Below are 23,490 nucleotides of genomic sequence, written 5' to 3'. Positions count from 1 at the left end.
AGGAGAGCTCCCCAATGTCACGACCCGTACCCATCCGCCTGCGGATCGCGCTCGCCGCTGCCGTCGCGGCGCTGCTCGCGCTGGCGCTGCTGCTGATCCCCCGCGACAGCGCGCCGCCCGCGACCGCCGACAACCCCAACGACGCGATCGAGGCGAGAATCGACGACTGGCTGTCGAGAATGACCCTGCAGCAGAAGCTCGGCCAGCTGCAGCAGCTCGACGCCGACTTCCCCAGCGGCAGACTGAGAGACGACCAGCTGCAGCTCGTCCGCGAGGGCCGCCTCGGCTCGACGCTCAACGGCCGCGGCGCCGCCGCCACCAACGCGGCGCAGAGAGTCGCGCTGGAGGAGTCGTCGCTGAGAATCCCGCTGCTGTTCAGCTTCGACGTGATCCACGGCTACCGCACCGTCTTCCCGGTCCCGCTCGGCGAGGCCAGCAGCTGGGACCCGGCCGCCGCCGAGCTGTCAGCGTCGATCGCCGCGCAGGAGGCGCGCGCCGCCGGCGTCGCCTGGACCTTCGCCCCGATGGTCGACGTCACGCGCGACCCGCGCTGGGGCCGGATCGTCGAGGGCGCCGGCGAGGACTCCTACCTCGGCTCGGTCTTCTCCGCCGCGCGCGTGCACGGCTTCCAGGGCGACGACTACTCCAGACCGGATCGCGTCGCCGCGACCGCGAAGCACTGGGTCGCCTACGGCGGCACCGAGGCCGGCCGCGACTACAACACCGTCGACGTCTCCGACCGCCGCCTGCGCGAGTTCTACTTCCCGCCGTTCAGAGCGGCCGTCGATGCCGGCGTCGCGACGTTCATGACCTCCTTCAACGAGGTCAACGGCGTGCCGGCGACCGCCAACCCGTACGTGCTGAGAGACGTGCTGCGGAGAGAGTGGGGCTTCGACGGCCCGGTCGTCTCCGACTACACCGCGATCAGAGAGCTGATCATCCACGGTGTCGCCGCCGACGACGCCGACGCGGCGCAGCTCGCGGTCAACGCCGGCACCGACATCGAGATGGTGTCGAGAACGATCGCCGAGAACGGCGAGAGACTGGTCGCCGAGGGCAAGCTGTCGGAGGCGACGATCGACGAGGCCGTCCGCCACGTGCTGCGGCTGAAGTACCGCCTCGGGCTGTTCGACAGACCGTACGTCGACGCGTCGAGAGAGGCGGCCGTCCTGAGCGACCCGCAGCACCGCCGCGAGGCGCGCCGGATCGCCGGCCGCTCGATGGTGCTGCTGAAGAACGACGGCGGCGCGCTGCCGCTGTCGCGCGACCTGCGCAAGGTCGCGCTCGTCGGCCCGCTCGCCGACTCGCAGGTCGACATGATGGGCACCTGGATCGGCGACGGCAAGGAGTCCGACGTCGTCACCATCCGCGACGGGCTCGAGCAGGTCTACGGCAGCCGCAACGTCCGCTACGCGCAGGGCTGCGACGCGCCCTGCAGATCGAGCGGCGGCTTCGGCAACGCGCTCGCCGCCGTGCGCTCCTCGCAGGCCGCGGTCGTCGTGCTCGGCGAGCCGTGGGACTGGAGCGGGGAGGCCTCCGCGCGCAGCAGAATCGACCTGCCCGGCAAGCAGGAGCAGCTGCTGAAAGCGATCGCCGCGACCGGCAAGCCGTACGTCGTCGTGCTGATGAACGGCCGCCCGCTGACGATCGACTGGGCCGCCAGACACGCGCCCGCGATCGTCGAGGCGTGGTACCCCGGCAGCGAGGCCGGCAACGCCGTCGCCGACGTGCTGACCGGCAAGGTCGACCCCGGCGGCAAGCTGCCGGTGACGTTCCCGCGCAGCACCGGCCAGATCCCGATCCACTACGACGAGAAGCCGACCGGGCGGCCGTTCGACCCGGCCAACAAGTACACGTCGAAGTACCTCGACGTCGACAACACGCCGCTCTACCCGTTCGGCTTCGGACTCTCCTACACGAGATTCGCGCTCAGCGACCTGAGCGTCTCGCCGGGGACGATCGACGCCGACGGCTCGGTCAGCGTCAGCGCGACCGTGCGCAACGTCGGCCGCCGCGCCGGCGACGAGGTCGTGCAGCTGTACCTGCGCGACAGAGTCGCCTCGGTCACGCGGCCGGTCAGATCGCTGCGCGGCTTCTCGCGCGTGACGCTGCAGCCGGGCGCATCGCAGCGCGTCACGTTCAGACTCGACCGCGACGACCTCGCGCTGCTCGACGCCTCCGGCAGAAGCGTCGTCGAGCCGGGCGCCTTCACGGTCTGGGTCTCCAACAGCTCGGTCGGCGGTCTGGAGGCCAGCTTCACGGTCGAGTAGGCAGGAGCGGCCCGCGCGTCGGGGAATGCTCACTGCATGCCCCGACTCAATCGCACCCTGGGCGCGGTGCTTCGCATTGCGAGTTCCACGTCGGCACGCCGCACCGCGGCACGCCGGCGGGAACTCGCGGTCGCGATGGCAGCCGTCGCCACCGTCGCCCTCATCCCCTCCGCCGCCTCCGCCGCGACCCCGGCCCGCTGCACCGTTCCGCAGCTCGCCGGCTCGCTGAAGGCGGGCTCGCCCGGCGCCGGCCAGCGCTACGCGACGCTGCGGCTGCGCAACAAGTCCTCGCGCGCCTGCAGCCTGTTCGGCTACCCGGGCGGCCAGCTGCTGGCCAAGAGCGGCGCCGACATCCCGACCAACATCGTCCGCGACCGCAGCCGCACGCCGCGCACGATCGTCCTCAGACCGGGCGCGTCGGCGAAGACGCTGCTGCACTGGGGCGCGGTCGCCGGCACGGGCGACTCGCAGAGCGGCCGCTGCCAGCCGAACCCGGCGCGCTTCGAGGTGACGCCACCGAACGCGACCAACCACCTGGTGCTGCGCTGGAGCCTCGGCCCGGTCTGCGAGAAGGGCCGCATCGTCGTGCAGCCGATGTCGCTGTAGGACCCGCTAGGGCGCGAGGTAGCGATCGAGCAGGCGGCGCAGCTCGGCCAGCTCCGGCTCGCGCGCCGCCTCCGCGCCCTCCGCCAGCGTCTGCAGCACGAAGCCGCGCAGCGCCAGCTCGATCGAGCGCGCGACGATCACCGGATCGGAGGCCTCGACCGACCGGTCCGCGACCCCGTCGCGGACCTGCTGCTCGAAGTCGGCGACGACGAGCTGCTGGAAGCTGCCGAGCCGGGTCGTCACGTACGGCAGCAGCAGCTCCGGGTCGACGTCGACGATTCGCAGGAAGAGCGGGTTGCGGGTCAGCCGGTCGGCGCCGAGGACGGCCTCCTCGACGAGCCTCGCACGCGCGTTTGGCAGCTTCGCGGCGATCCGCTTGACCTCCTCCCCGAGCGCGCTGAACTCGCGCGTCATCAGGGCGCTGATCAGCGAGCTGATGTCGGGGTAGCGGCGGTAGAGCGTCATGCGGCTGACGCCGGCCCGACGCGCCACGTCCGTGACCGTCGTGCGGCGCACGCCGACGGCCAGCACGCAGGCGCGCGCGGCGTCGAGCAGGGCGTCGTCTTCGACCGTGCGCTGAGACACGTGTCGAGTGGTATCAGGTCGCGGCCTTCGCCGAAGCCGTTCCTGAGAGTCCTGCCAGCGCCCTTGCGCCCGCGGCGCCGACCCGCGAAGATCGCGCCCGTGTCCCGTGACGCCTCCGCTGCTCGGCTGGAAGCCGAGGTCGAGGAGATCGTGCTGATCCTGCGTCGCTACGGCGTGATGCCCGTCCAACGGGTTGCCACCCTCGCTGGCGCCGACTACTGGCACGCCGACTCCGATTTCGGCCGCGCGCTCGCCCGCGCGGTGACGCTGAAGCGGATCCGCCCGCTCGGCATCGACCTCTACGAGCCGACCGAGGACGTCGCCGGCTGACGCTCGCTGCCCGCGCCGCGGCGCGGGTCGTGACATCCTGGACGGATGCGCATCGTCGTCCCAGCCGTCCGCTACGGCCTGCCGGTGGTCCTGACGATCGCCGGCATCTGGCTGCTGGAGACGCACACCGACAAGTGGGGCGGCCTCGGCGTGATGCTGATCGGCACCGCGGTGATCGTGCTGATGCTCAACCTCCTCTTCCGCCTGTCGATCCGCTCCAACGACGAGCGCTCGCGCGAGGAGCAGGCGCGCGAGTACTACGACAGACACGGCCGGTGGCCTGAGGGCTACCGCTGATGGTCGCGCTGCGGCGGTAGAGCGCGTCGCGCGCCCGCGCCGCACAGCGCGCGCCGGCTCAGTTCAGCAGCGCTTCGAGGCGGTAGGCCAGCGCCTCCAGCGCCAGCTCCTCGGTCACGTTGCTGCGCAGCCGCCGGCGGGTCTCCTCGACCAGCTCGACGGCGGCGCGCAGCGTGTCCGCTCTGCGCCCCTCGGCGTCGCGCGCCAGCTCCTGCGCGCGGTCACTGTTGTGGACCAGCTCCGGCGTCTGCCACAGCAGGCAGGCGACGTCGCGCAGCCACAGCGACGACAGCTGCAGGCCGAGGTCGAGCGCGCCGGTCTCGACGCGCCGTCTCGTGCGTCTGATCCGCTCGCCGTAGCTGTTCTCGACTCTCCGCCGCTCTCTTCTGGAGACCAGCTCCAGCTCGTCGGCAAGCTGCTGCTCCAGCCTCGCGACCGCCTCCTCGCCGCGCGCCCGCTTGACGCTCAGCAGGTCGGCCCACGGTCTCGTCTGGGCGACCTTGGCGTGGATCGCCGCGCGCGCGAAGCGCTCGCCGCCGGCGCGCAGGGCCGGCCCGTCGCCGAGCGCCAGCTCCAGCGCCCGCTCGCCGTCGCCGAGCGACAGCCGCGCGCAGGCGGCGGCCAGCTCCGGCGCGATCCCGTGACGCCCCAGCTTCGCCTCCAGCTGCGCGGGCGTGAGCGCGTCGAAGCGGACCAGCTGACAGCGCGAGCGGATCGTCGGCAGCACCTCGGCGAGGCGGTCGCTCAGCAGCACGATGTGGACGAACGGCGCCGGCTCCTCCAACGTCTTCAGCATCTTGTTGGCGGCCTGCTCGATCAGCGTGTCGGCGCGCTCGATCACGAACACGCGCTTGCTCGCCTCGAACGGCGTCATCGCCGCCGCCGCGACGACCGGCTCCTCGATGTCGCCGACGAGCATCTCGTGCGCGCCGCTCGGCGTCACCCACGTCAGATCGGGGTGGGTGCCGTGGTCGACGCGCCTGCGGACGCCCTCGGGATCGGCGGAGCCGTCGGCCAGCAGCGCGGCCGCGAAGGCGCGGGCGGCGGTCCGCTTGCCGCTGCCGGCGGGGCCGTGGAAGAGGTAGGCGTGCGACGGGTGGCCGCCGGGCGCGAGCGCGGCGCCGAGCGTCGCCTGCGCGTTGGGGTGATGCTCCGTGCCGGGAAGGACCTGAACCGCCATCGCTCCCGAGGTTATCCGGGTAGCGTCCTCCCATGGCTTCCAGACGCCCCATCTCAGGTCAGGTCGTGCTCGTCACCGGCGCCGCCCGCGGGATCGGCGCCGGGGTCGCCCGCGCGCTCGCGGCGCGCGGCGCGAAGGTCGCGCTCGTCGGCCTGGAGCCCGGCGAGCTGGCGAAGGTCGCCGCCGAGTGCGGCCCCGACGCCGCCTGGTTCGAGGCCGACGTGACCGACCGCGAGGCGATCGAGGGCGCGGTCGCGGCGGCGGTCGAGCGCTTCGGCGGGATCGACGTCGCGATCGTCAACGCCGGCATCGCGACCGGCGGCACCGTCCGCTCGATCGACCCCGACGCGTGGGAGCGGGTCGTCGAGGTCAACCTGCTGGGCAGCTGGCGGACGATCCGCGCGGTCCTGCCGCACGTGATCGCGCGGCGCGGCTACGTGCTCCAGATCGCCTCGCTGGCGGCCGTCGCGCACGCCCCCTTCATGTCGGCGTACAACGTCAGCAAGGCCGGCGTCGAGGCGCTCGGCAACACGCTGCGGACCGAGGTCGCGCGTCACGGCGTCGACGTCGGCGTCGCCTACTTCTCGTGGATCGACACCGACATGGTGCGCGGCGCCGACGCGCGCGGAGAGCTCGGCGGCATGCGCGAGAAGCTCTCCGGCCCGATGGGCAAGACCTCGACGCTGGAGGAGTGCGTCAACGGCGTCGTCGACGGGATCGAGCGGCGCCGCCGCTGGATCACCGTGCCGGGCTGGGTGCGCGTCGCGATCCTGCTGCGCGGCCCGCTGTCGGTGCTGGTCGACCGCGGCGGCCGCAGAGAGGTGCCGGCGGTCGAGGACGCGATGCTGGCCGCGATCGAGCGCGAGGGCGCCGCCGCCGTGACCGCGCCGGTCGGCGCCGGCGGCGCCGCCGACAGCGCGGCGCGCGCGGCGGCGAGAGCCGGCTGACCCGGTCGCGCCGCCGCCGGGGCGCGCGCGTCAGCGCGCGTGCGCGCCCTTGTAGCCCTGCGGCCGATCCTGCGCGAATCTCCACGCGTCGCCGACCATGTCGGTCAGCGACTTCGTCGGCGCCCAGCCCAGCTCGGCGCGGATCTTGCCGTTGGCGGCGACGAGTCTCGGCGGGTCGCCCGGACGGCGGCCGGCCTCCTGCGCCGGCACGTCGAGGCCGGTGACCGCTCTGACCGCCTCGACGACCTCGCGGACCGAGTAGCCGTCGCCGCTGCCGAGGTTGAAGATGCGGTGCTCGCCGGGGCGCGCGCCGTCGAGCGCGAGCACGTGCGCGCGCGCCAGGTCCTCGACGTGGATGTAGTCGCGCACGGCGGTGCCGTCCGGCGTCGGGTAGTCGGTGCCGAAGATCTTGACCGCGTCCTGGAGCCCCTGCGCGGCGCGCAGGACGTTCGGGATCAGGTGGGTCTCGGGCTCGTGGTCCTCGCCCAGGCAGCCGCTCGCGCCGGCGACGTTGAAGTAGCGCAGCGAGACGGCGCCGAGGCCGTGGGCGCGGCACTCGTCGGCGATCATCCCGTCGACGGCGAGCTTCGAGGCGCCGTAGGAGTTGACCGGGCGGGTCGGCGTCGACTCGTCCATCGGCACGACCTCCGGCTCGCCGTAGACGGCGCAGGTGGAGGAGAAGACGAGCCGCTGGACGCCGGCCGCGCGCAGCGCGTCGAGCAGGTTGAGCGAGCCGACGACGTTGTTGCGGTAGTACAGCTCCGGTCTCGCGACCGACTCGGCGACGAGCGCGTACGCGGCGAAGTGGAGCGCGCCGTCGAAGCCCTCGGCGACCGCGTCGCGCAGCGCGTCGGCCTCGAGCAGGTCCAGCTCGATCAGGCGGGCGCCGGACGGCACCGCCTCGCGGTGTCCGCGCGCGAGGCTGTCGAGCACCACGACCTCGTGGCCGTCGCTCAGCAGCTGCTGCGCGACGATCGATCCGATGTATCCGGCGCCGCCGGTGACGAGAAGCTTCATGGCCCGGTTTCTACCAGGCGACCCTGGCGGCCTCCTGAGGGTGGGCGGTCCAGACGCGGCACTGGGTAGCATCCTGACTTCGCGATGACGTCCCGCACCCGCATCCGCCGCGTGCTCGCGCTCGTGCTCGCGCTCCTGCTGCTCGGCAGCGCCGCCGCCTGTGCCGACCGCGCGACCTTCAACAGAGTCTCCGACGCGTTCGTCGCCGGCGGCGCCAGACTCGACCCGTGCACCTTCTCGCAGGCCGACCTGGAGTCGGCGCTGGCGGGGATCCCGGCCGAGTTCGAAGGCGCCGTGCCGCAGCTGAGAGAGGCGATCGAGAGAGGGATCGCGGCGCACAGAGCGGGCGACTGCAGAGGGATCGCGCCGACCGGCGGCGTCGCGACGACGCCCGCGGCCGGCACCGAGACCGCGCCGGGGACGACCACCCCGGCCGCCGGCGGCGCCGGCACGACGACGCTCGGCGCCGAGCCGAACGTCCCGCCGGTGACGACGCCGGCCGCGACCCCGCCGGTCGCCGCCGCGACGCCGCAGGTGACGACGACCCCCGGCGTCCAGCCGCCGCCGACGAAGCGCTCGACGAGACCGTTGGTGCTCGGCGCGATCGCGCTCGGGGCGCTGCTGCTGCTGGCGCTGCTCGCGTGGGGCTGGTGGCGGCTGCGCGGCTGGGATCCGGCCTGGGCCGCCCGTGCGCGCCACTCCTGGCGCGAGGCCGGCTACCGCGTCAGCAGCACCTGGGCCGAGTTCACCGACTGGCTGCGGCTCGGGCGCTGACACACCCGTCCAGGCGCGACGATCTTTTTCCCGGAATTAGCGGCGGAGGCCGCCGCTTCCGTCGGACCCGTCGGCTACGGTCCCGAGGACGTTCAGCACTCGCCCCTGACCCGCTAAAATAAGTGGTTTCCAGGGGTTTTCGCTTACCGTCCGACACGTTCGAGACGATCACAGACCCCCTCTCGCAGGCCGAGCCGGAGGGGGACGTTCGCGGAAACAGCGGGGAAACACACAAGGAGCAGGCAGGCATGGCACATCTCTCGCAGACCCCGACGACATCGACCGGCACCCAACCAGGTGAGGCCCTGCGCCTCTCTCGCCGCTTCACCACCCCTGGCGTGCATCCGTTCGACGCCGTCGAGTGGGAGCTGCGCGATGCCCGTATCGGTCACGGGGACAAGGTCAGCTTCGAGCAGCTCGGCGTCGAGTTCCCCGCCAGCTGGTCCCAGAACGCGACCAACATCGTCTCGCAGAAGTACTTCCGCGGCCAGCTCAACACGCCAGCCCGCGAGAGATCGGTCAGACAGATGATCGGCCGCGTCGCCGGCACGATCGCCGACTGGGGCCGTCAGCGCGGCTACTTCGCCTCCGTCGAGGACGGCGACACCTTCGAGGCCGAGCTGACGCACATCCTGCTGCACCAGCTGGCGGCGTTCAACTCGCCGGTCTGGTTCAACGTCGGCTTCGAGGAGCAGCCGCAGTGCTCGGCCTGCTTCATCCTCTCCGTCGACGACACGATGGACTCGATCCTCGCCTGGAACACCAAGGAAGGCAACATCTTCCGCGGCGGCTCCGGCTCGGGCATCAACCTCTCGAACATCCGCGGCTCGATGGAGCACCTGAGAAAGGGCGGCACCGCGTCCGGCCCCGTCTCCTTCATGCGCGGCGCCGACTCCTGGGCCGGCACGATCAAGTCGGGCGGCAAGACGCGCCGCGCCGCCAAGATGGTCGTGCTCGACGTCGACCACCCGGACATCCAGGAGTTCGTCTGGTGCAAGGCGAAGGAGGAGGACAAGGCCGAGGCGCTGCGCGACGCGGGCTTCGACATGTCGATCGACGGTGACGGCTTCACCTCGATCCAGTACCAGAACGCGAACAACTCGGTCCGCGTCTCGGACGAGTTCATGCACGCGGTCGAGCAGGGCAGAGAGTGGAACCTGATCGCCCGCACGACCGGCGACGCCGTCAAGACGCTCGACGCGCGCGAGCTGATGCGCGAGATCGCGGAGGCCGCGTGGCGCTGCGCCGACCCGGGCGTTCAGTACGACACGACGATCAACCAGTGGCACACGAGCCCGAACTCGGGGCGCATCAACGCCTCGAACCCGTGCTCGGAGTACATGCACGTCGACGACTCGGCCTGCAACCTCGCCTCGCTCAACCTGATGAAGTTCCGTCGTCAGGACGGCAGCTTCGACGTCGCCGCCTTCGAGCACGCGATCGACATCGTCTTCCTCGCGCAGGAGATCGTCGTCGGCGCCTCCAGCTACCCGACCGAGGGCATCGGCAAGAACGCCAACGCCTTCCGCCAGCTCGGCCTCGGCTACGCCAACCTCGGCGCCTACCTGATGTCGAACGGCATGCCGTACGACTCCGACGCGGGCCGCGGCGCCGCCGCCGCGATCACCGCGCTGATGACCGGCCGCGCCTACCAGCGCTCGGCCGAGATCGCCGGCGCCGTCGGCACCTTCGAGCGCTACGAGGAGAACCGCGAGCCGCACAACGCGGTCATGCGGATGCACCGCGACGCCTCGTACGCGATCCCCGCCGAGGCCAGCGCCGACGAGCCGCTGCTGGCCGCCGCGCGCCGCGTCTGGGACGACGCGGTCGAGCTGGGCGAGCGCAACGGCTACCGCAACGCGCAGGCGACGGTGCTCGCGCCGACCGGCACGATCTCCTTCCTGATGGACTGCGACACGACCGGCGTCGAGCCGGACTTCTCGCTCGTCAAGTTCAAGGAGCTCGTCGGCGGCGGCTCGATGACGATCGTCAACAGAACGGTGCCGCTGGCGCTGAGAGAGCTCGGCTACTCGGACTCCGAGATCGAGCAGATCTCCGCGCACATCAACGACAAGGGCACGATCGTCGGCGCCCCCGGCCTCGCGGCCGAGCACCTGCCGGTCTTCGACGTGGCCGTCGGCGAGCGCGCGATCTCGCACATGGGCCACATCAAGATGATGGGCGCGATCCAGCCCTTCATCTCCGGCGCGATCTCGAAGACGGTCAACCTGCCGCAGACGGCGACCGTCGAGGACATCGCCGACGCCTACATCCAGGCGTGGCGGCTCGGCGTCAAGGCGCTCGCGATCTACCGCGACGGCTCGAAGACGGCGCAGGCGCTGCGCACCGACGCGCAGAAGGACAAGGGCGCCAAGCCGGGCGCGCAGTACACGCAGGAGGAGCTCGACGCGGCGATCGAGGGCGCGGTCGCCGAGGCGACCAAGAAGGCCGGCCAGCTCGTCGCCGCGAGCGCGGAGCCGGCGCGCAGAAGGATGCCCCGCGAGCGTCAGTCGCTGACGCACAAGTTCTCGCTCGCCGGTCACGAGGGGTACATAACGGCCGGCCTCTACCCGGACGGCTCGGTCGGCGAGATCTTCCTGACCGACATCGGCAAGGAGGGCTCGACCCTCCGCGGCATGATGAACTCGTTCGCGACGATGGTCTCGATCGCGCTGCAGTACGGCGTGCCGCTCGAGACGCTCGTGCAGAAGTTCAGCTACATGCGCTTCGAGCCGGAGGGCATGACGACCAATCCGGAGATCCCCTTCGCGAAGTCGATGCCGGACTACATCATGCGCTGGCTCGCCTCCCGCTTCCTCGACGAGGAGATCCAGGAGGAGCTGGGGATCCTGACCCCGGCCGTGCGCGCCCGCAAGACCGCGCAGGACACGGCGATGTCGGTCAACGGCGACACCTCCGGCCCGTCGCTGGCGGCCCCGGCGCCCGCGCCGCAGGCCAACGTCCGCCCGGCGACCGCCGCGCTGACCGACACCCCGCCGGTCGTGCCGGCGAAGATCGGCAACTTCGGCCTCGACCTCGGCCCCGCCTGCGAGCAGTGCGGCGGCATGATGCAGCGGACGGGCTCCTGCTACACCTGCTCCAGCTGCGGCAACAACACCGGCTGCGGCTGATCCGCAGCCACATCTGAGCTGTGCTGTGAGAGGGCCGCCCGCAAGGGCGGCCCTCTCCGCGTTCAGGGGCGCGTGCGGCGCGGCGTCGCGTCGTTGCACGTCGCCACGGAGACGCGGGCCGTGGTTTCCACGGACGGCGGACGCGCAGGTGACCCCGATGGCGCCGCGGCCGGGCGGTCGTAGGTTGTGTCACGTCACCAACGAAGACCGACCGCCGACCCGCTGGGAGGCAACACATGTCCCGCTCCGCGCAACTCAACCCCGACGTCGCTCCCGCCCGCGTCCGCCGCCGCCGCGAGGTCGCCTCCGGCGCGCCGCGCGAGGCCGCCGCATCCGCCGCCGCGCCCGCCGCGCCGCGTGTCGACGCCGCCGCCTCGATCGCCGCCGGAGCCGCGGCGCCCGCTGTCGACCGCCGCGACGCCTCCGTGCCGGCCCGCGTCGAGGCCGCCGGGCACGCGCTCAGTCGCGAGGCCGCCGCCCGCTACGCCTGGGCCGCGGCGCGCCTGGCGCTCGGCAGCATCTTCCTGTGGGCGTTCCTCGACAAGCTCTTCGGGCTCGGTCACAGCACCGCCTCGGCCGACTCGGTCCTCAACGGCGGCAACCCGACCAAGGGCTTCCTCGGCGCCTCGGTCGGCCCCTTCAGCGGGATCTACCACGACATCGCCGGCAACGTCGTCGTCAACGTGCTGTTCATGGCTGGTCTGGCCTTCCTCGGCGTCGCGCTGATGAGCGGCGTCGCGATGCGCCTCGCAGCCGGCGCCGGCGCGCTGATGATGGTGCTGATGTGGAGCGCCTCGCTGCCGCCTGCCAACCACGTCTTCATGGACGAGCACCTCGTCTACGCGATCGTGCTGATCGGCCTGGCGCTGGTGAAGGCCGGCGACACCATCGGCCTCGGCCGGATCTGGTCCCGCAGCAAGCTGGTCCGCCGTCTCCCCTGGCTCGAGTAGGAGCCTCCCCGCACCGATCCCCGACCCGACGAGCCCCGCCCCGGCGGGGCTCCTCGCCATGTCAGCACGCCGACTGCTGGCGCCTTCACGTTCTCCCGCGCGTGGCCGATCATCGAGTGTGACGTCCCCGATCGGAAGCAGGAAGCTGTGAAGAAGTCCTCCGTCGCGCTCGCCCTCGTCCCCGGGCTGGCGCTCGCCGCCGCAGGCACGGCGCAGGCCGCCCCGGCACCGCTCGCGGCGCCCGCGGCCACGGCGGCCACGGCCGCCGCGAAGCCGGCTCCGAAGGCGCTCGTCGCCGACCGGCTGCTGCTGTTCTCCCACGACGCCCGCGGCGGCACACTGAGAGCGACCGGCGGCGGCAGGTACCGGCTGACGCTGCGCGGCGTGACGGTCCGAACGCGCACCTTCGACCGCAGACCGGCCCGCGGCGACCGGACGGTCGCGACCGGCGCGCTCGTGAAGGCGCTGTTCGCCGGCGGCCGCTCGACGCGCGCGGCGATCGAGCTGCACGGCGCCGACCGCCGCCGCGACGCGCTCGCGCTGCGGCTCGCGAAGCCGCGCTGGAACGCGCGCGCCCGCACGCTCAGCTACGACGCGCAGCCGCTGCGGCAGGTCCCCGGCAGCGGCGTCACCCCGCGCGGGCTGGCGGTCGACAGAGCGCTGCCGGCGCAGTTCGGCAGCGCCTCGCTCAACCTCGGCAGCCCGCACGACGGGCAGTACTGCTCGGCCGAGGTGATGGCCGGCGACGAGGCTGCGCCGCAGCTCTGGTACCAGAACGTCGGCTACACGAAGTGGTCGACCGACAGCTGGGCGCAGCAGCCGACGCAGTCCTCCAACAGCGGCGACGACTCGTACATGTCGTGGCAGTCCGACGGCGAGGACGGCCGCGGCTGCGGCAACTCGGTCACGCTCGGCTACGGCAGCTTCCCCTCGCCGCCGTCGACCACATACACGATCACGATGGCGATGGAATACAAGATCGGCAACAAGGAGAACGTCACCTGCACGGTCAGCCTCACCGGTCCCAACATGGCGACCTGCTCGGTCCACACCGCCAGACACGGCCTCTTCGACACCGACCTCTACGCGTACTACACGATCAACGCCTGAGCGAGGCCCGCTGACTACGATCGGGGCATGGCTCTTCCCACCGCTCCGATCGCCGCCGGCTCGCTCGTCGGCGGCTACCTCGTCGCGCGCGAGACCGGCGTGCGCCCGCTCGGCGGCGCCGTCCTCGGCGTCGCCGGCGCCTGGTGCACGCGTGAATGGGCGCGCCGCGCCGGCGCGCCGGCCGCCGCCGTGCTGCTGGGCACCTATCTCGCCGGCTTCGGCGCCTCGCACCCGCTCGCCAAGCGCATCGGCGCGTGGCCGTCGGTGCTGTCGGTCGCCGCCGTCAGCGGCGCCGCCAGCTGGGCGCTCGCAGACCGCCGCGGCTGAGCCGCTACGGCAGCTGCAGCACGCCTTCGCCGACCTCGCGCGCGACGTCGACGACGCGACGGCGGTTGGCGCGGGCGTGCGTGCGCAGGCGCTCGAACGCGGTCAGCGCGTCGGTCTGGTGGCGCTCCATCAGGATCCCCTTGGCGCGCTCGATCACGGCGCGCCGCTCGAGCGCGCCCTCGAGCTGCTCGACCTTCGACTCCAGCCGCGCCAACTCGGCGTGGCGGCGCAGCGCCAGCTCGATCGCGCTCTGGACCGCGTCCGGCGTCTCGGGGCGGGCGTAGGCGTCGATGCCGCGATCGGCGGCGCGCGCGACGAACTCCGGGTCCTCCCTCAGCGTCAGCGCGATCACCGGCCCGCTGGAGTAGGCGGAGATCTCCTCGATCAGCGCCAGCGCGTGGTCGTCGTCGACGTGGAGGACGACCATCGAGACGTCCGGCTCCTCGCCGACGACCTTCGCCGCCACCTCTGAGACGTCGATCGCGAACGCCGTCACCTCGTGCCCGAGCCCTCGCAGCGTCTCGGCCAGCCGCTCCAGCGCCTCGCGATCCTCGTCGGCGACGAGCACCCGCAGCCCTCCAACGCTCATTTCCGGTCCTCCTGTTCGAGCTGCTCGATATCATCCGGGAATCCCAACCGGCGAACGTCGCTGGTCCACTTGACGCGCCCCAGACCCCCGGCGCTTCCAGCAGCCGAAGGGGCCGCGCGCAGGTGAAGACGAACGACGACAGGCTCGATGGAGACGGGCGGGGTCATGGACGGCCGCCAGCTTACCGGCGCGATGGCGACGTCGAACGTCAGCGCATGATCGAGCAGCATCTCGGACTCGCGCGGCATCTCGCGCGTCGCTACGCCGACAGCGGCGAGCCGTATGAGGACCTCGTCCAGGTCGCCTCGATCGGGCTGGTGAAGGCGGTCGACCGCTACGACGCCGAGCGCGGCGTCAGCTTCAGCTCCTACGCGGTGCCGACGATCCTCGGCGAGCTGCGCCGCCACTTCCGCGACCGCGGCTGGGCGATCCATGTCCCGCGCGACCTGAAGGAGGCCTCGCTGCGGGTCGAGAAGGCGCTCAAGAGCCACGTCGGCAGAGCGCCGACGCCGGCCCAGCTCGCGCACGACACCGGGCTGACGGTCGAGGCCGTGCTGGAGGCGCTGGAGGTCTCCGGCGCCCACCGCGCGCTGTCGCTCGACGCGCCGACGCGCGCCGGCGGCGACGACGAGGCGCCGACGATCGGCGAGCGGCTCGGCGGCCATGACGACGAGCTCGACCGCGCGCGCGACCGCGCGACGCTCGCGCGGCTGGCGAGAGTGCTGGAGCCGCGCGAGAGAGAGATCCTGCGGCTGCGCTTCGAGGAGGACCTCACGCAGAGCGAGATCGGCGAGCGCATCGGGGTCTCGCAGATGCACGTCTCGCGACTGATCCGCACCGCATTGATGCGGATGCGGCTGGAGTCGCAGGCGCGCTGAGGCCTAGGAGCGGTGCTCGGCCGCCCAGATCATCAGGGCGTATGTGACCGCAGCGAGCGCGACGACGACCGCGGCGGCGATTTGGAGTGCGGTGCTTTCCATGCGAGAGATCGTGCACCACGCTTCCCAACGCGCCCTGAACGTTCCCTCAAGACGCTCTAAACCGGTGCGGCTATCTTCACAGGAGAGCATTTACGAGAACGAGGAAGGCGGAACCATGGCGAGCAAGGTCACCAAGAGCGACGCCGAGTGGCGCGAGCAGCTGTCGCCGGAGCAGTACGCCGTGCTGCGCGAGAAGGGCACCGAGCGGCCGTTCACCGGTGAGTACGTGAACGAGAGAACAGACGGCGTCTACCGCTGCGCCGCGTGCGGCGAGGAGCTGTTCGTCTCCGACACGAAGTACGACTCCGGCTCCGGCTGGCCGAGCTTCCACTCGCCGGCCAACGACGGCGCGGTCGCCGAGGAGCGTGACACGAGCCACTTCATGGTCCGCACGGAGGTCCTCTGCAACAGATGCGGCGGGCACCTCGGGCACGTCTTCGACGACGGCCCGGCGCCGACCGGCCTGCGCTACTGCATCAACTCCGCGGCGCTGGAGCTGGACCCCAGAAGCTGACAGACGGCCGACAGCGGCTGAATTCCAGAAGGCGGCCTCGCGAGAGGCCGCCTTTGCTTTGCTAAACTGATTAGCAACGCTAACTAGCAACGCGAAGCACCTCTCACGGACTCCCTTCATGACATCCGACCCGGAACTGGCCACGCGGCTGCGACTGGCCGTGACGCGCATGGCGCGGCGGCTGCGACAGGAGAGCGGCGCCGTCGGCCCCGAGCTGTCGCCGACGCTGACCGCCGCGCTGGCGACGATCGACCGCTGCGGCCCGCTGACGCCGAGCGCGTTCGCGCAGACGGAGCGGATCCAGCGCCCGACGGCGACGCGGATCGTCGGCAGACTGGAGCAGCAGGGGCTCGTCGAGCGCAGCCCCGACCCAGACGACGGCCGCGTCTGCTTCGTCGCGGTCACGAGCGACGGGCGCGCGCTGCTGAAGCGGATCCGCTCGCGCAAGAGCGAGTTCCTGGCGAAGCGGCTGAAGGCGCTGACCCCGGCCGAGCAGGCGACGCTGGCAGCGGCCGCCGAGCTGCTGGAGCGGCTGCTGGAGGAGCCGGCGAGCGCGCCGGCACGACGCGCGGGCGGCTGAGCGGCGCGCTGCGGCGCTCGTTCAGCTCGCTGCGGATCCCCAACTACCGCCGCTACTTCCTCGGCCAGGTCGTCTCCGTCTCCGGCACCTGGGTGCAGACGGTCGCCGAGACGTGGCTGGTGCTGAAGCTGACGGGCAGCGGCTTCGCCGTCGGCGTCGCCGCGGCGCTGCAGTTCGCGCCGATGCTGCTGGCCGGCGCCTGGGGCGGCGCGATCGCCGACCGCCTGCCCAAGCGCCGCCTGCTGACGTTCACGCAGCTGGCGATGGCGCTGCCCGCGCTGACGCTGTTCGGCCTGACCGCGAGCGGCGCGATCACGCTGTGGGCGCTCTACCTGCTGATCTTCGCGCGCGGCCTCGTGCTGGCGATCGACAACCCGGCGCGGCAGTCGTTCCTGGTCGAGCTGGTCGGCCCCGAGCGAGTCCTCAACGCCGTCAGCCTCAACAGCGCGCTGATCAACTCGGCGCGGATCATCGGGCCGGCGATCGCCGGCGTGCTGATCACGACCGTCGGCGTCGCGCCCTGCTTCGCCGTCAACGCCGTCTCGTTCCTGGCGATGATCGTCGCGCTGCAGCGGATGGACCGCGCACAGCTGACCGCGACGCCGGTGACCGAGCGCGCGCCCGGCCAGGTGCGCAGCGCGCTGCGCTACGTGCGCGCGACGCCGGAGCTGTGGATACCGCTGGCGCTGACCGCCGTCGTCGGCACCTTCACCTTCAACTTCCAGATCCTGCTGCCGCTGCTGGCCGACTTCACCTTCCACGGCGACGCCGGCGTCTACGCGACGCTGACGACGGCGATGGGCGTCGGCGCGATCGCCGGCGCGATCGCGAACGGCTCGCGCGCCCGCGTGCGGCCGTCGCTGCTGGTCTCGGCCGCGCTCGCCTTCGGCGCGCTCGTGCTGGCGCTGTCGAGCGCGCCGACGGAGCTGCTGGCGGTCGTCGCGCTGGTGCCGGTCGGCGCCGCCAGCGTCGCCTTCTCGGCGAGCGTCAACTCGGCCCTCCAGCTCGCCGTCGCGCCCGCGATGCGCGGGCGCGTGATGGCGCTCTACTCGGTCGTCTTCCTCGGCTCGACGCCGATCGGCGCGCCGCTGATGGGCTGGCTCGCGAACGCCGCCGGCCCGCGCGCCGCGTTCGCGCTCGGCGGCCTCGTCGCGATCGCCGCCGGCCTCGCCGCGCGCGCCGCCTTCGCACGCGCGGGGGTGCCGGCGCAGGTGCCGCTCGGCCGGCCCGAGCACGTCGCCGCTTGAGGAGGGAAGGCGAGCGTTCTCAGTGGAATCAAGCGCTCAGCGCGCAGATTTCACGTCCAGAACTCTCTGAGGATCTCGCCGTCGCCCTCGTGGCGGGCGCCGAAGACGAGGAATTCGAGGCCCGCGTCGCCGGCCTCGAAGCGGCGCGCGACGGCCGGCGCGATCCGCAGCGCGTCGCGCTCGCGCAGCTCGACGATCTCGTCGTCGAGCTTGACGCGGCCGCTGCCGGCGACGACGACGCAGACCTCCTCGGCCGCGTCGTGGCGGTGGCCGAACGCCTGCCGTCTGCCCGGCTTGAGCCGGTGGATCGCGAGGCCGGTCCGCTCGGCCTCGAGGTCGCCGGTCGCGAAGCGGGCGCTGCCCGACTCGCCGAAGCCGTTCGCGGCGGCGGCGTCGGCGACCGTCTCCAGATTGAGGTGGGTGTAGCTGGCTGCGGTGGTCATGGCGCGCACGCTACGCCCGCGACCGGCCGGCAGCTTGGAAGAACGCGACGACCCAGATCCCCTCAGACCACTTCTGACTGTGAAATGGCCGATTGGCGCATCGGAAGCCGTAGGGTTGTCAGATGGACGACATCTCACTGTGGGGAGTGATCTAGGAACCATGGCGATCCTCTACTCGGACACCTTCTCCTCGAGAACGCCGAACGCGTTCTGGAATGCCAACAGCGGCGTCACGTTCACCGGCTCCGCCGCCTCGATCGCGGCCGGCGGCAGATGGATCGGCGCCAGAGGCCTGACCGGCAGCTTCCCGCTCGGCGCGGGCCTGTTCCGCGAGATCGTGTGGCAGGTGACCGCGGGCGACCGGCCCGGGTTCGTCGGCTACAACGCCGCCAGCGACGAGATCGTCTCGCTGACGTTCGCCGCCGGCACGCTCTTCCACCGCGTCAACGGCGGCAGCTGGTCGAGAGCGTCCTACACCTCCGCGCACCAGTGGCGGCGCGTGCGGCTGCGCTCCTCCGGCGTGACCGTCTCGACCTCGCCCGACGGGACGACCTGGACCGACGTCGTCACGATCGGCGGGGCGCCGTTCCCCGACTACCTCGATCAGGTGTACATGAACTCGGCCGGCGGCGGCGTCGGCAACGGCACCAGCAGCTCCGCGACGGTGATCGACAACTTCACCTGGCAGGATTACGCGCCGGCCGCGATCGCGCTCACCACGAGCGTGCTCGACGACGCGCAGCGGGCCGACGAGAACCCGCTCAGCGACGGCGGGCTGTGGGACTCGCCCGGCTTCCCCGACCACGACGCCTGCGCGATCGTGTCGAGAAGAATCGTCGGGATCGACAGAAACGGCGGCGCGATCTGGAAGAGAGCCTTCAGCGACACGGGCAGAGGCGTCGAGACGTGGGCCGACGTCGGCGACGTCTCCTCCAGCGCCGAGTACACGCTCTTCACCGCCCTCCAGAGCGACTACGTGAGACTCGGGCGGCGCGGCTACAACTGCTGGATCACCGGCACGAGACTGTGGCTCGTGCGCTTCGACCCCGGCAACGACTCGACGACGCTGATCAACGGCGCCGCCGTCCTCGGCAGCGGCCTGGCGGCCGGCGACCGGCTCGGCCTGATCGTAGCCGGCGGCCTCGTCAGCGTCGCGCTCAGACGCTCAGGCGGCAGCGACCAGCTGATCGGCCAGATCGCCGACAGCGGCTACAGATCGGGCCTCGCCGGCATCGCGCTGATCGTCGCCGGCTCGTTCGCGCGCGTGGGCGGCGGCACCCGCTAGCGGCAGATGACGCGCTGACGCTCAGAGGGGAGTTGGGGCGGACCCGCTACGTTGACCTTTATCCATGACGTAGCCGTGCCTGACAGAATTCTCACGAAGATGCCCGCAGACCCCCAAGATCGCCGCTCCTCCGGCGATCGCCTCCCCTCCGAGCGGCCGCCCCAGGGCGATTCCAGAGCGCCGCCCCGCCCGCCCGGCTGGAGAGTGACGCCGGCGCCCGACGGCCGCGGCGCACCGCCGCCGCAGAGACGCGCCGGCGGCTACAGACGGCCACGCTTCCCCGGCGGCATGTGGGGGATCGTCGCGATCGTCGTCGCGCTGTTCGCCGTCAACATCTGGTTCGGCAACGCCGTGCTGTCGCCCGCGACGCGCGTCAAGGTGCCGTACAACCCGACCTTCCTGCAGGAGATCAGAGACGGCAACGTCAAGGAGATCTCGTCGGAGGGCTCCTCGATCCAGGGTGACTTCAAGAGTGACGTCACCTACCCGGCGAGAGGCCAGGACGGCTCCGTCACCTCGAAGAAGTTCACGACCGAGGTGCCGCTGTTCGCCGACTCCGACCAGCTCGACAGACTGCTGCAGGACAACGACGTCGTCATCAACGCGAAGGCGCCCGAGGGTCCCAACATCGTCGTGCAGATCCTGCTGACGTTCGGCCCCGCGCTGCTGATCATCTTCCTGTTCGTGATGCTGTCGCGGCGGATGGCCGGCGCCGGCGGCGGCATGATGTCGTTCGGCCGCTCGAGAGCGCGGCGCTCGGAGGGCGGCGACTCGCGCGTCACCTTCAGAGACGTCGCCGGCATCGACGAGGCCGAGAGCGAGCTGCACGAGATCGTCGACTTCCTCAAGACGCCGCAGAAGTACCAGCGGCTCGGCGGCAAGATCCCCAAGGGCGTGCTGCTGAGCGGCCAGCCCGGCACCGGCAAGACGCTGCTGGCGCGCGCCGTCGCCGGCGAGGCCGGCGTGCCGTTCTTCTCGATGTCGGCCTCCGAGTTCGTCGAGATGATCGTCGGCGTCGGCGCCTCGCGCGTCCGCGACCTCTTCAGACAGGCGAAGGAAGCCTCCCCCGCGATCATCTTCATCGACGAGCTCGACGCGATCGGCCGCGCCCGCGGCGGCGGCCGCGGCTCGTTCGGCGGCAACGACGAGCGCGAGCAGACTCTCAACCAGATCCTGACCGAGATGGACGGCTTCGAGGCGACGACCTCCGTGATCGTCGTCGCCGCGACCAACCGGCCGGAGATCCTCGACCAGGCGCTGCTGCGCCCCGGCCGCTTCGACCGGCGCGTCACCGTCGCCGCGCCCGACCGCAACGGCCGTCTGCACATCCTCAGAGTCCACACCCGCTCGGTGCCGCTCGACGGCGACGTCGACCTCGAGGCGATCGCCTCGACGACGCCGGGCATGGTCGGCGCCGACCTCGCCAACCTCGTCAACGAGGCCGCCCTGCTGGCCGCCCGCCGCGGTCACACGAGAGTCTCCGGCGCGGACTTCACCGACGCGCTGGAGAAGGTCGTGCTCGGTGCCGAGCGCAAGGTGATGATGAGCGACGACGACCGCAAGCGGACCGCCTACCACGAGGCCGGGCATGCCGTCGTCGGGATGCTCACGGCCGGCGCGGACCCGGTCCGCAAGGTCTCGATCATCCCCCGCGGCCAGGCGCTCGGCGTCACCTTCTCCTCGCCCGACGCCGACAAGTACAACTACGACGAGCGCTACCTGCTCGGCAAGATCAAGGTCGCGCTCGGCGGCCGCGTCGCCGAGGAGGTCGTCTTCGGCGACATCACGACCGGCGCCGAGTCCGACATCCAGCAGCTGACCGGGATCGCGCGGCAGATGGTCGGCCGCTGGGGCATGAGCCCCGCGATCGGCCCGATCGCCGTGCTCGCCTCCGAGGGCAACGGGATGCTGCTGCCGGGCGTCTCGGAGACCTCCGAGTCGACGCAGCGGCTGGTCGACGAGGAGGTCCGGCGGATCGTCGACACGGCCCATCACGAGGTCACGAGGCTGCTGCGCGACTACCGCGAGAACCTCGACTCGCTCGTCGCCGAGCTGCTCGACAGAGAGACGCTCGACGAGGCCGACGCCTACGAGGCGGCGAGACTGACCGACAAGCGGCCCGAGCGCAGAGAGCTGCCGCCGGCCCGTCGCAACGGCGACGGCAACGGCGCCGGCATCGACAAGGACGCCAACCGCCCGGGGCAGCTGAGAGACGCCTCCGCGCCGGCCGGCAACGGCCTGCCGCAGGGGCTCGAACGGCCCGAGCTGCCCTAGCGCTCGCGCTGGCCGGCGAGCGACGCGCTCGTCGGCCCGCTCGCGGCCGGCCCGTCCGGGCCGGCCCGCAGGTAGGTCGTGAGGAAGACGAGCGCGACGACGCCGATGAACAGCAGCGTCGGGCCGGAGTCGTTGAAGAGCGAGCCGGAGATCGAGGCGCCGAGCCCGCCCAGCAGCGCCGCGCGCCAGAGCGGGTCGGTCTCGACGCCGCCGTAGATGCGCTGACGGTGCTTGACGGCGTAGGTGACCGCGAGCGCGCAGAGCGCCACCAGCAGCGGCCCGTAGCCGCTCTTGAGGATGTTCCAGGCGAGCTCGTAGCGGCGTTCGAACGTGTTGACCTGATCCGCCAGCGAGCCGTCCAGCACCGTGCGCGTGAAGTGGCCGTTGCCGCCGGTCACGAGGTCGATCGCGGCGAGCACGGCGAGACCGACGACCGGCGTCAGCAGCGCGCCCAGCAGCGCCTTCTTGGTGATCCCGCCCGGCAGCATCAGCAGCGTCGCGACGGCGGCGCCGCCGGCGACCGTGAAGATGCCGCCGACGTCCGCGCCGAGCCTGCCGGAGCCCATCACCAGCGCGAGCACCGTGCCGGCGGCCGCGAACGCGACGGCGCCGCCGCGCGAGCGCTCGCGTCTGCGCCACCAGGCCGCGACCGCGATCAGCAGCATCACCGTCAGCACGATCTCCAGCTCGTTGCCGAGGCCGTAGAAGCGCGAGCCCGAGCGCGGGCTGGGGCCGAGCAGCGAGCGGATGATCAGATGCGAGTGGTTGGCGAGGTCGACGAGGTAGAAGAGCAGGCCGACGGTCGTCGGCACGGCCGCGGCGCGCGGCCAGCGGACCAGCCGATCCGTTATCAGCGCGAGCGCGAACGAGCCGCCGGCGATCACGAACAGCTCGCCCTGGCGCGACGGCTCCAACGCGGCCGACACCAGCACCATCGCCGGCAGCCACATCATCGCCAGCCCGCCGAGCCGCAGCCCGAAGCGAACGCCGACGCGGTCGCGCACGATCCCCGCCAGCAGGATGATCGCCAGCCAGGCGAAGAGGAAGGTCTGCAGCGCCGGCATGCGGCGCGCCTGGATCACGCTGAGGCGCTCGTCGAGCGCGTTCAGCGTCTGCGCGTCGACGTCGCCGGAGAGCCTGATCGGCTGGCCGGTGACGCCGTCGGGCGTTCTGACGCCGAGGTGGTCGAGGATCGTCGGCAGCAGGTCGATGCCGGCGGCGACGCCGTCGAGGTGGGTCGTCGCCGAGCTGAAGCTGGTGCCGTGGCCGTCTCTGAGGCCGGCCATCCCCGCCCACAGCAGCTGCGGGCCGCGGAACGGCGGCGGCGCCTGCTCGGCGATCAGCAGCTCGTCGTCGGCGCGGTCGGCGATCAGCTGGTCGAGCTGGTCGTCGCCGGCGGTCGCGGGCGGCAGCAGCGCGACGACGAAGCGGTGGCGTCTGAGCAGCTCGCGCGTCCGCTGCGCGACCGTCAGCGGCGAGCCGATCGAGACGCTGGCGATCTGGCCGTCTCTGTCGCTGGCGGCGATCGCCTCCAGGTTCGGGTTGCCGCGGATGCCGACGAAGCCGACGCCGCCGGGGACCGAGCTGGCGAGCAGACCGGGCGTGATGTCGGCGGGCGCCGTGTCGGCGCGCAGCAGGGCGGCGATCCAGTTGACGATCAGGCCGCTGTCGCCGTCGCCGCGCGTGAAGCGCAGGTCGGGCGGGTCCTTCGGCGTGTACGTGCTGCGCGAGGTGCGCGTGCCGGCCGTGATGTCGAGCAGCGCCTGCGTCTGGCTGTAGCCCGACTGGGTCGCCGACAGCGCGCCGAGCGCCAGCTCCGGGTGGCCGGCGAGGATGCCGAGCACCTCGGGCAGGCCGGTGTCGCCGCCGGGCGGGTCGGTGTCCGGCAGCGGCTCGACGCCGGCCGGGGTGTCGGGGGCCAGCGGCAGCAGCGCCAGCACCGCGCTCGACTCCGCGGCCGCGCGCGCCGGCAGCGCGGCGGCGCAGCAGGCGAGACAGGCGGCGAAGGCGAGCAGCAGGAGCGCGCGCAGGCGGAGACGGCTCGGCTGCATCAG

Annotated in this window: 23 protein-coding genes; 16 read left to right on the top strand and 7 right to left on the bottom strand. The window is 72.2% G+C overall.

Annotation, left to right across the window (positions count from 1 at the left end):
* Positions 1-14: 14 nt before the first annotated feature.
* A complete protein-coding gene (locus tag Q7L73_RS03045; RefSeq protein ID WP_304686085.1) occupies positions 15-2,270 on the top strand; it encodes a glycoside hydrolase family 3 N-terminal domain-containing protein in 2,256 nt (751 codons plus the stop codon).
* Positions 2,271-2,405: 135 nt separating this feature from the next.
* Positions 2,406-2,876: a DUF4232 domain-containing protein gene (locus tag Q7L73_RS03040; protein WP_304686081.1), complete on the top strand. Its 471-nt coding sequence runs from the start codon at positions 2,406-2,408 to the stop codon at positions 2,874-2,876.
* A gap of 6 nt (positions 2,877-2,882) precedes the next feature.
* On the opposite strand, the gene Q7L73_RS03035 is transcribed toward Q7L73_RS03040, so the two are convergent.
* A complete protein-coding gene (locus Q7L73_RS03035) occupies positions 2,883-3,461 on the bottom strand; it encodes a TetR/AcrR family transcriptional regulator (RefSeq protein WP_304686075.1) in 579 nt (192 codons plus the stop codon).
* 99 nt (positions 3,462-3,560) lie between these two features.
* On the opposite strand from Q7L73_RS03035, the gene Q7L73_RS03030 reads away from it, so the two are divergent.
* Both Q7L73_RS03030 and Q7L73_RS03025 read left to right on the top strand, forming a co-directional pair.
* A complete protein-coding gene (locus tag Q7L73_RS03030; RefSeq protein ID WP_304686069.1) occupies positions 3,561-3,791 on the top strand; it encodes a hypothetical protein in 231 nt (76 codons plus the stop codon).
* Between the two features lie 45 nt (positions 3,792-3,836).
* Positions 3,837-4,088, top strand: coding sequence for a hypothetical protein (locus tag Q7L73_RS03025; RefSeq protein WP_304686068.1), 252 nt, complete (start codon positions 3,837-3,839; stop codon positions 4,086-4,088).
* A 58-nt stretch (positions 4,089-4,146) separates the two neighbouring features.
* On the opposite strand, the gene Q7L73_RS03020 is transcribed toward Q7L73_RS03025, so the two are convergent.
* Positions 4,147-5,268: a hypothetical protein gene (locus Q7L73_RS03020; RefSeq protein ID WP_304686067.1), complete on the bottom strand. Its 1,122-nt coding sequence runs from the start codon at positions 5,266-5,268 to the stop codon at positions 4,147-4,149.
* Between the two features lie 32 nt (positions 5,269-5,300).
* Here Q7L73_RS03020 and Q7L73_RS03015 point away from each other — a divergent pair, with 32 nt between their 5' ends.
* Positions 5,301-6,215 carry an SDR family oxidoreductase gene (locus Q7L73_RS03015; RefSeq protein WP_304686066.1) on the top strand — a complete coding sequence of 305 codons (915 nt, stop codon included), beginning with the start codon at positions 5,301-5,303 and terminating at the stop codon, positions 6,213-6,215.
* Between the two features lie 30 nt (positions 6,216-6,245).
* Here Q7L73_RS03015 and galE read toward each other — a convergent pair whose 3' ends face one another.
* Positions 6,246-7,232, bottom strand: a complete 987-nt coding sequence (gene galE / locus Q7L73_RS03010) for a UDP-glucose 4-epimerase GalE (protein WP_304686065.1) — start codon at positions 7,230-7,232, stop codon at positions 6,246-6,248.
* A gap of 84 nt (positions 7,233-7,316) precedes the next feature.
* On the opposite strand from galE, the gene Q7L73_RS03005 reads away from it, so the two are divergent.
* From Q7L73_RS03005 to Q7L73_RS02985, 5 genes are all read left to right on the top strand, one after another.
* The gene (locus Q7L73_RS03005) at positions 7,317-8,006 is read left to right on the top strand and encodes a hypothetical protein (RefSeq protein ID WP_304686063.1); all 690 of its coding nucleotides are present in this window, start codon (positions 7,317-7,319) and stop codon (positions 8,004-8,006) included.
* 248 nt (positions 8,007-8,254) lie between these two features.
* A complete protein-coding gene (locus Q7L73_RS03000) occupies positions 8,255-11,137 on the top strand; it encodes a vitamin B12-dependent ribonucleotide reductase (protein WP_304686062.1) in 2,883 nt (960 codons plus the stop codon).
* Between the two features lie 236 nt (positions 11,138-11,373).
* Positions 11,374-12,087: a DoxX family membrane protein gene (locus Q7L73_RS02995; protein ID WP_304686061.1), complete on the top strand. Its 714-nt coding sequence runs from the start codon at positions 11,374-11,376 to the stop codon at positions 12,085-12,087.
* A 147-nt stretch (positions 12,088-12,234) separates the two neighbouring features.
* Positions 12,235-13,197 carry a hypothetical protein gene (locus Q7L73_RS02990; protein ID WP_304686059.1) on the top strand — a complete coding sequence of 321 codons (963 nt, stop codon included), beginning with the start codon at positions 12,235-12,237 and terminating at the stop codon, positions 13,195-13,197.
* 27 nt (positions 13,198-13,224) lie between these two features.
* The gene (locus tag Q7L73_RS02985; RefSeq protein ID WP_304686057.1) at positions 13,225-13,524 is read left to right on the top strand and encodes a hypothetical protein; all 300 of its coding nucleotides are present in this window, start codon (positions 13,225-13,227) and stop codon (positions 13,522-13,524) included.
* A 4-nt stretch (positions 13,525-13,528) separates the two neighbouring features.
* Here Q7L73_RS02985 and Q7L73_RS02980 read toward each other — a convergent pair whose 3' ends face one another.
* Both Q7L73_RS02980 and Q7L73_RS02975 read right to left on the bottom strand, forming a co-directional pair.
* Positions 13,529-14,113 (bottom strand): ANTAR domain-containing response regulator, encoded by a 585-nt coding sequence (locus Q7L73_RS02980; protein WP_304686055.1) that lies wholly within the window; start codon positions 14,111-14,113, stop codon positions 13,529-13,531.
* On the bottom strand, positions 14,110-14,343 hold the full coding sequence (locus tag Q7L73_RS02975; RefSeq protein WP_304686054.1) for a hypothetical protein: 234 nt from the start codon (positions 14,341-14,343) through the stop codon (positions 14,110-14,112). The genes Q7L73_RS02980 and Q7L73_RS02975 overlap by 4 nt, the downstream gene beginning before the upstream one ends.
* On the opposite strand from Q7L73_RS02975, the gene Q7L73_RS02970 reads away from it, so the two are divergent.
* The 4 genes from Q7L73_RS02970 (at position 14,329) to Q7L73_RS02955 (ending at position 17,434) form a co-directional block, all read left to right on the top strand.
* Positions 14,329-14,991, top strand: a complete 663-nt coding sequence (locus Q7L73_RS02970) for a SigB/SigF/SigG family RNA polymerase sigma factor (protein WP_304686052.1) — start codon at positions 14,329-14,331, stop codon at positions 14,989-14,991. The two genes, Q7L73_RS02975 and Q7L73_RS02970, sit on opposite strands and share 15 nt — an antisense overlap.
* Positions 14,992-15,208: 217 nt before the next feature.
* On the top strand, positions 15,209-15,607 hold the full coding sequence (gene msrB, locus Q7L73_RS02965; protein WP_304686050.1) for a peptide-methionine (R)-S-oxide reductase MsrB: 399 nt from the start codon (positions 15,209-15,211) through the stop codon (positions 15,605-15,607).
* A gap of 118 nt (positions 15,608-15,725) precedes the next feature.
* Entirely contained in the window at positions 15,726-16,187 is a 462-nt protein-coding gene (locus Q7L73_RS02960; RefSeq protein WP_304686047.1) for a MarR family winged helix-turn-helix transcriptional regulator, read from the top strand.
* Positions 16,184-17,434: an MFS transporter gene (locus Q7L73_RS02955; RefSeq protein ID WP_304686592.1), complete on the top strand. Its 1,251-nt coding sequence runs from the start codon at positions 16,184-16,186 to the stop codon at positions 17,432-17,434. The genes Q7L73_RS02960 and Q7L73_RS02955 overlap by 4 nt, the downstream gene beginning before the upstream one ends.
* A gap of 50 nt (positions 17,435-17,484) precedes the next feature.
* On the opposite strand, the gene Q7L73_RS02950 is transcribed toward Q7L73_RS02955, so the two are convergent.
* Entirely contained in the window at positions 17,485-17,877 is a 393-nt protein-coding gene (locus tag Q7L73_RS02950; protein WP_304686044.1) for a cupin domain-containing protein, read from the bottom strand.
* A 160-nt stretch (positions 17,878-18,037) separates the two neighbouring features.
* Between Q7L73_RS02950 and Q7L73_RS02945 the strand changes: the two genes are divergently transcribed.
* Both Q7L73_RS02945 and ftsH read left to right on the top strand, forming a co-directional pair.
* Positions 18,038-19,162, top strand: a complete 1,125-nt coding sequence (locus tag Q7L73_RS02945; RefSeq protein ID WP_304686038.1) for a hypothetical protein — start codon at positions 18,038-18,040, stop codon at positions 19,160-19,162.
* A 99-nt stretch (positions 19,163-19,261) separates the two neighbouring features.
* Positions 19,262-21,436, top strand: a complete 2,175-nt coding sequence (gene ftsH, locus Q7L73_RS02940; RefSeq protein ID WP_304686036.1) for an ATP-dependent zinc metalloprotease FtsH — start codon at positions 19,262-19,264, stop codon at positions 21,434-21,436.
* Here the strand turns inward: ftsH and Q7L73_RS02935 are convergent.
* Complete coding sequence (locus Q7L73_RS02935; protein ID WP_304686034.1) at positions 21,433-23,487, bottom strand: hypothetical protein; 2,055 nt, start codon at positions 23,485-23,487, stop codon at positions 21,433-21,435. The genes ftsH and Q7L73_RS02935 overlap by 4 nt on opposite strands.
* Positions 23,488-23,490: the final 3 nt, after the last annotated feature.

It is taken from the genome of Conexibacter sp. CPCC 205762, assembly GCF_030646155.1.
Lineage (GTDB): Bacteria > Actinomycetota > Thermoleophilia > Solirubrobacterales > Solirubrobacteraceae > Conexibacter.
Note: the sequence above shows the minus strand (reverse complement) of the source record. Positions and strands in the feature narration are given on the sequence as shown.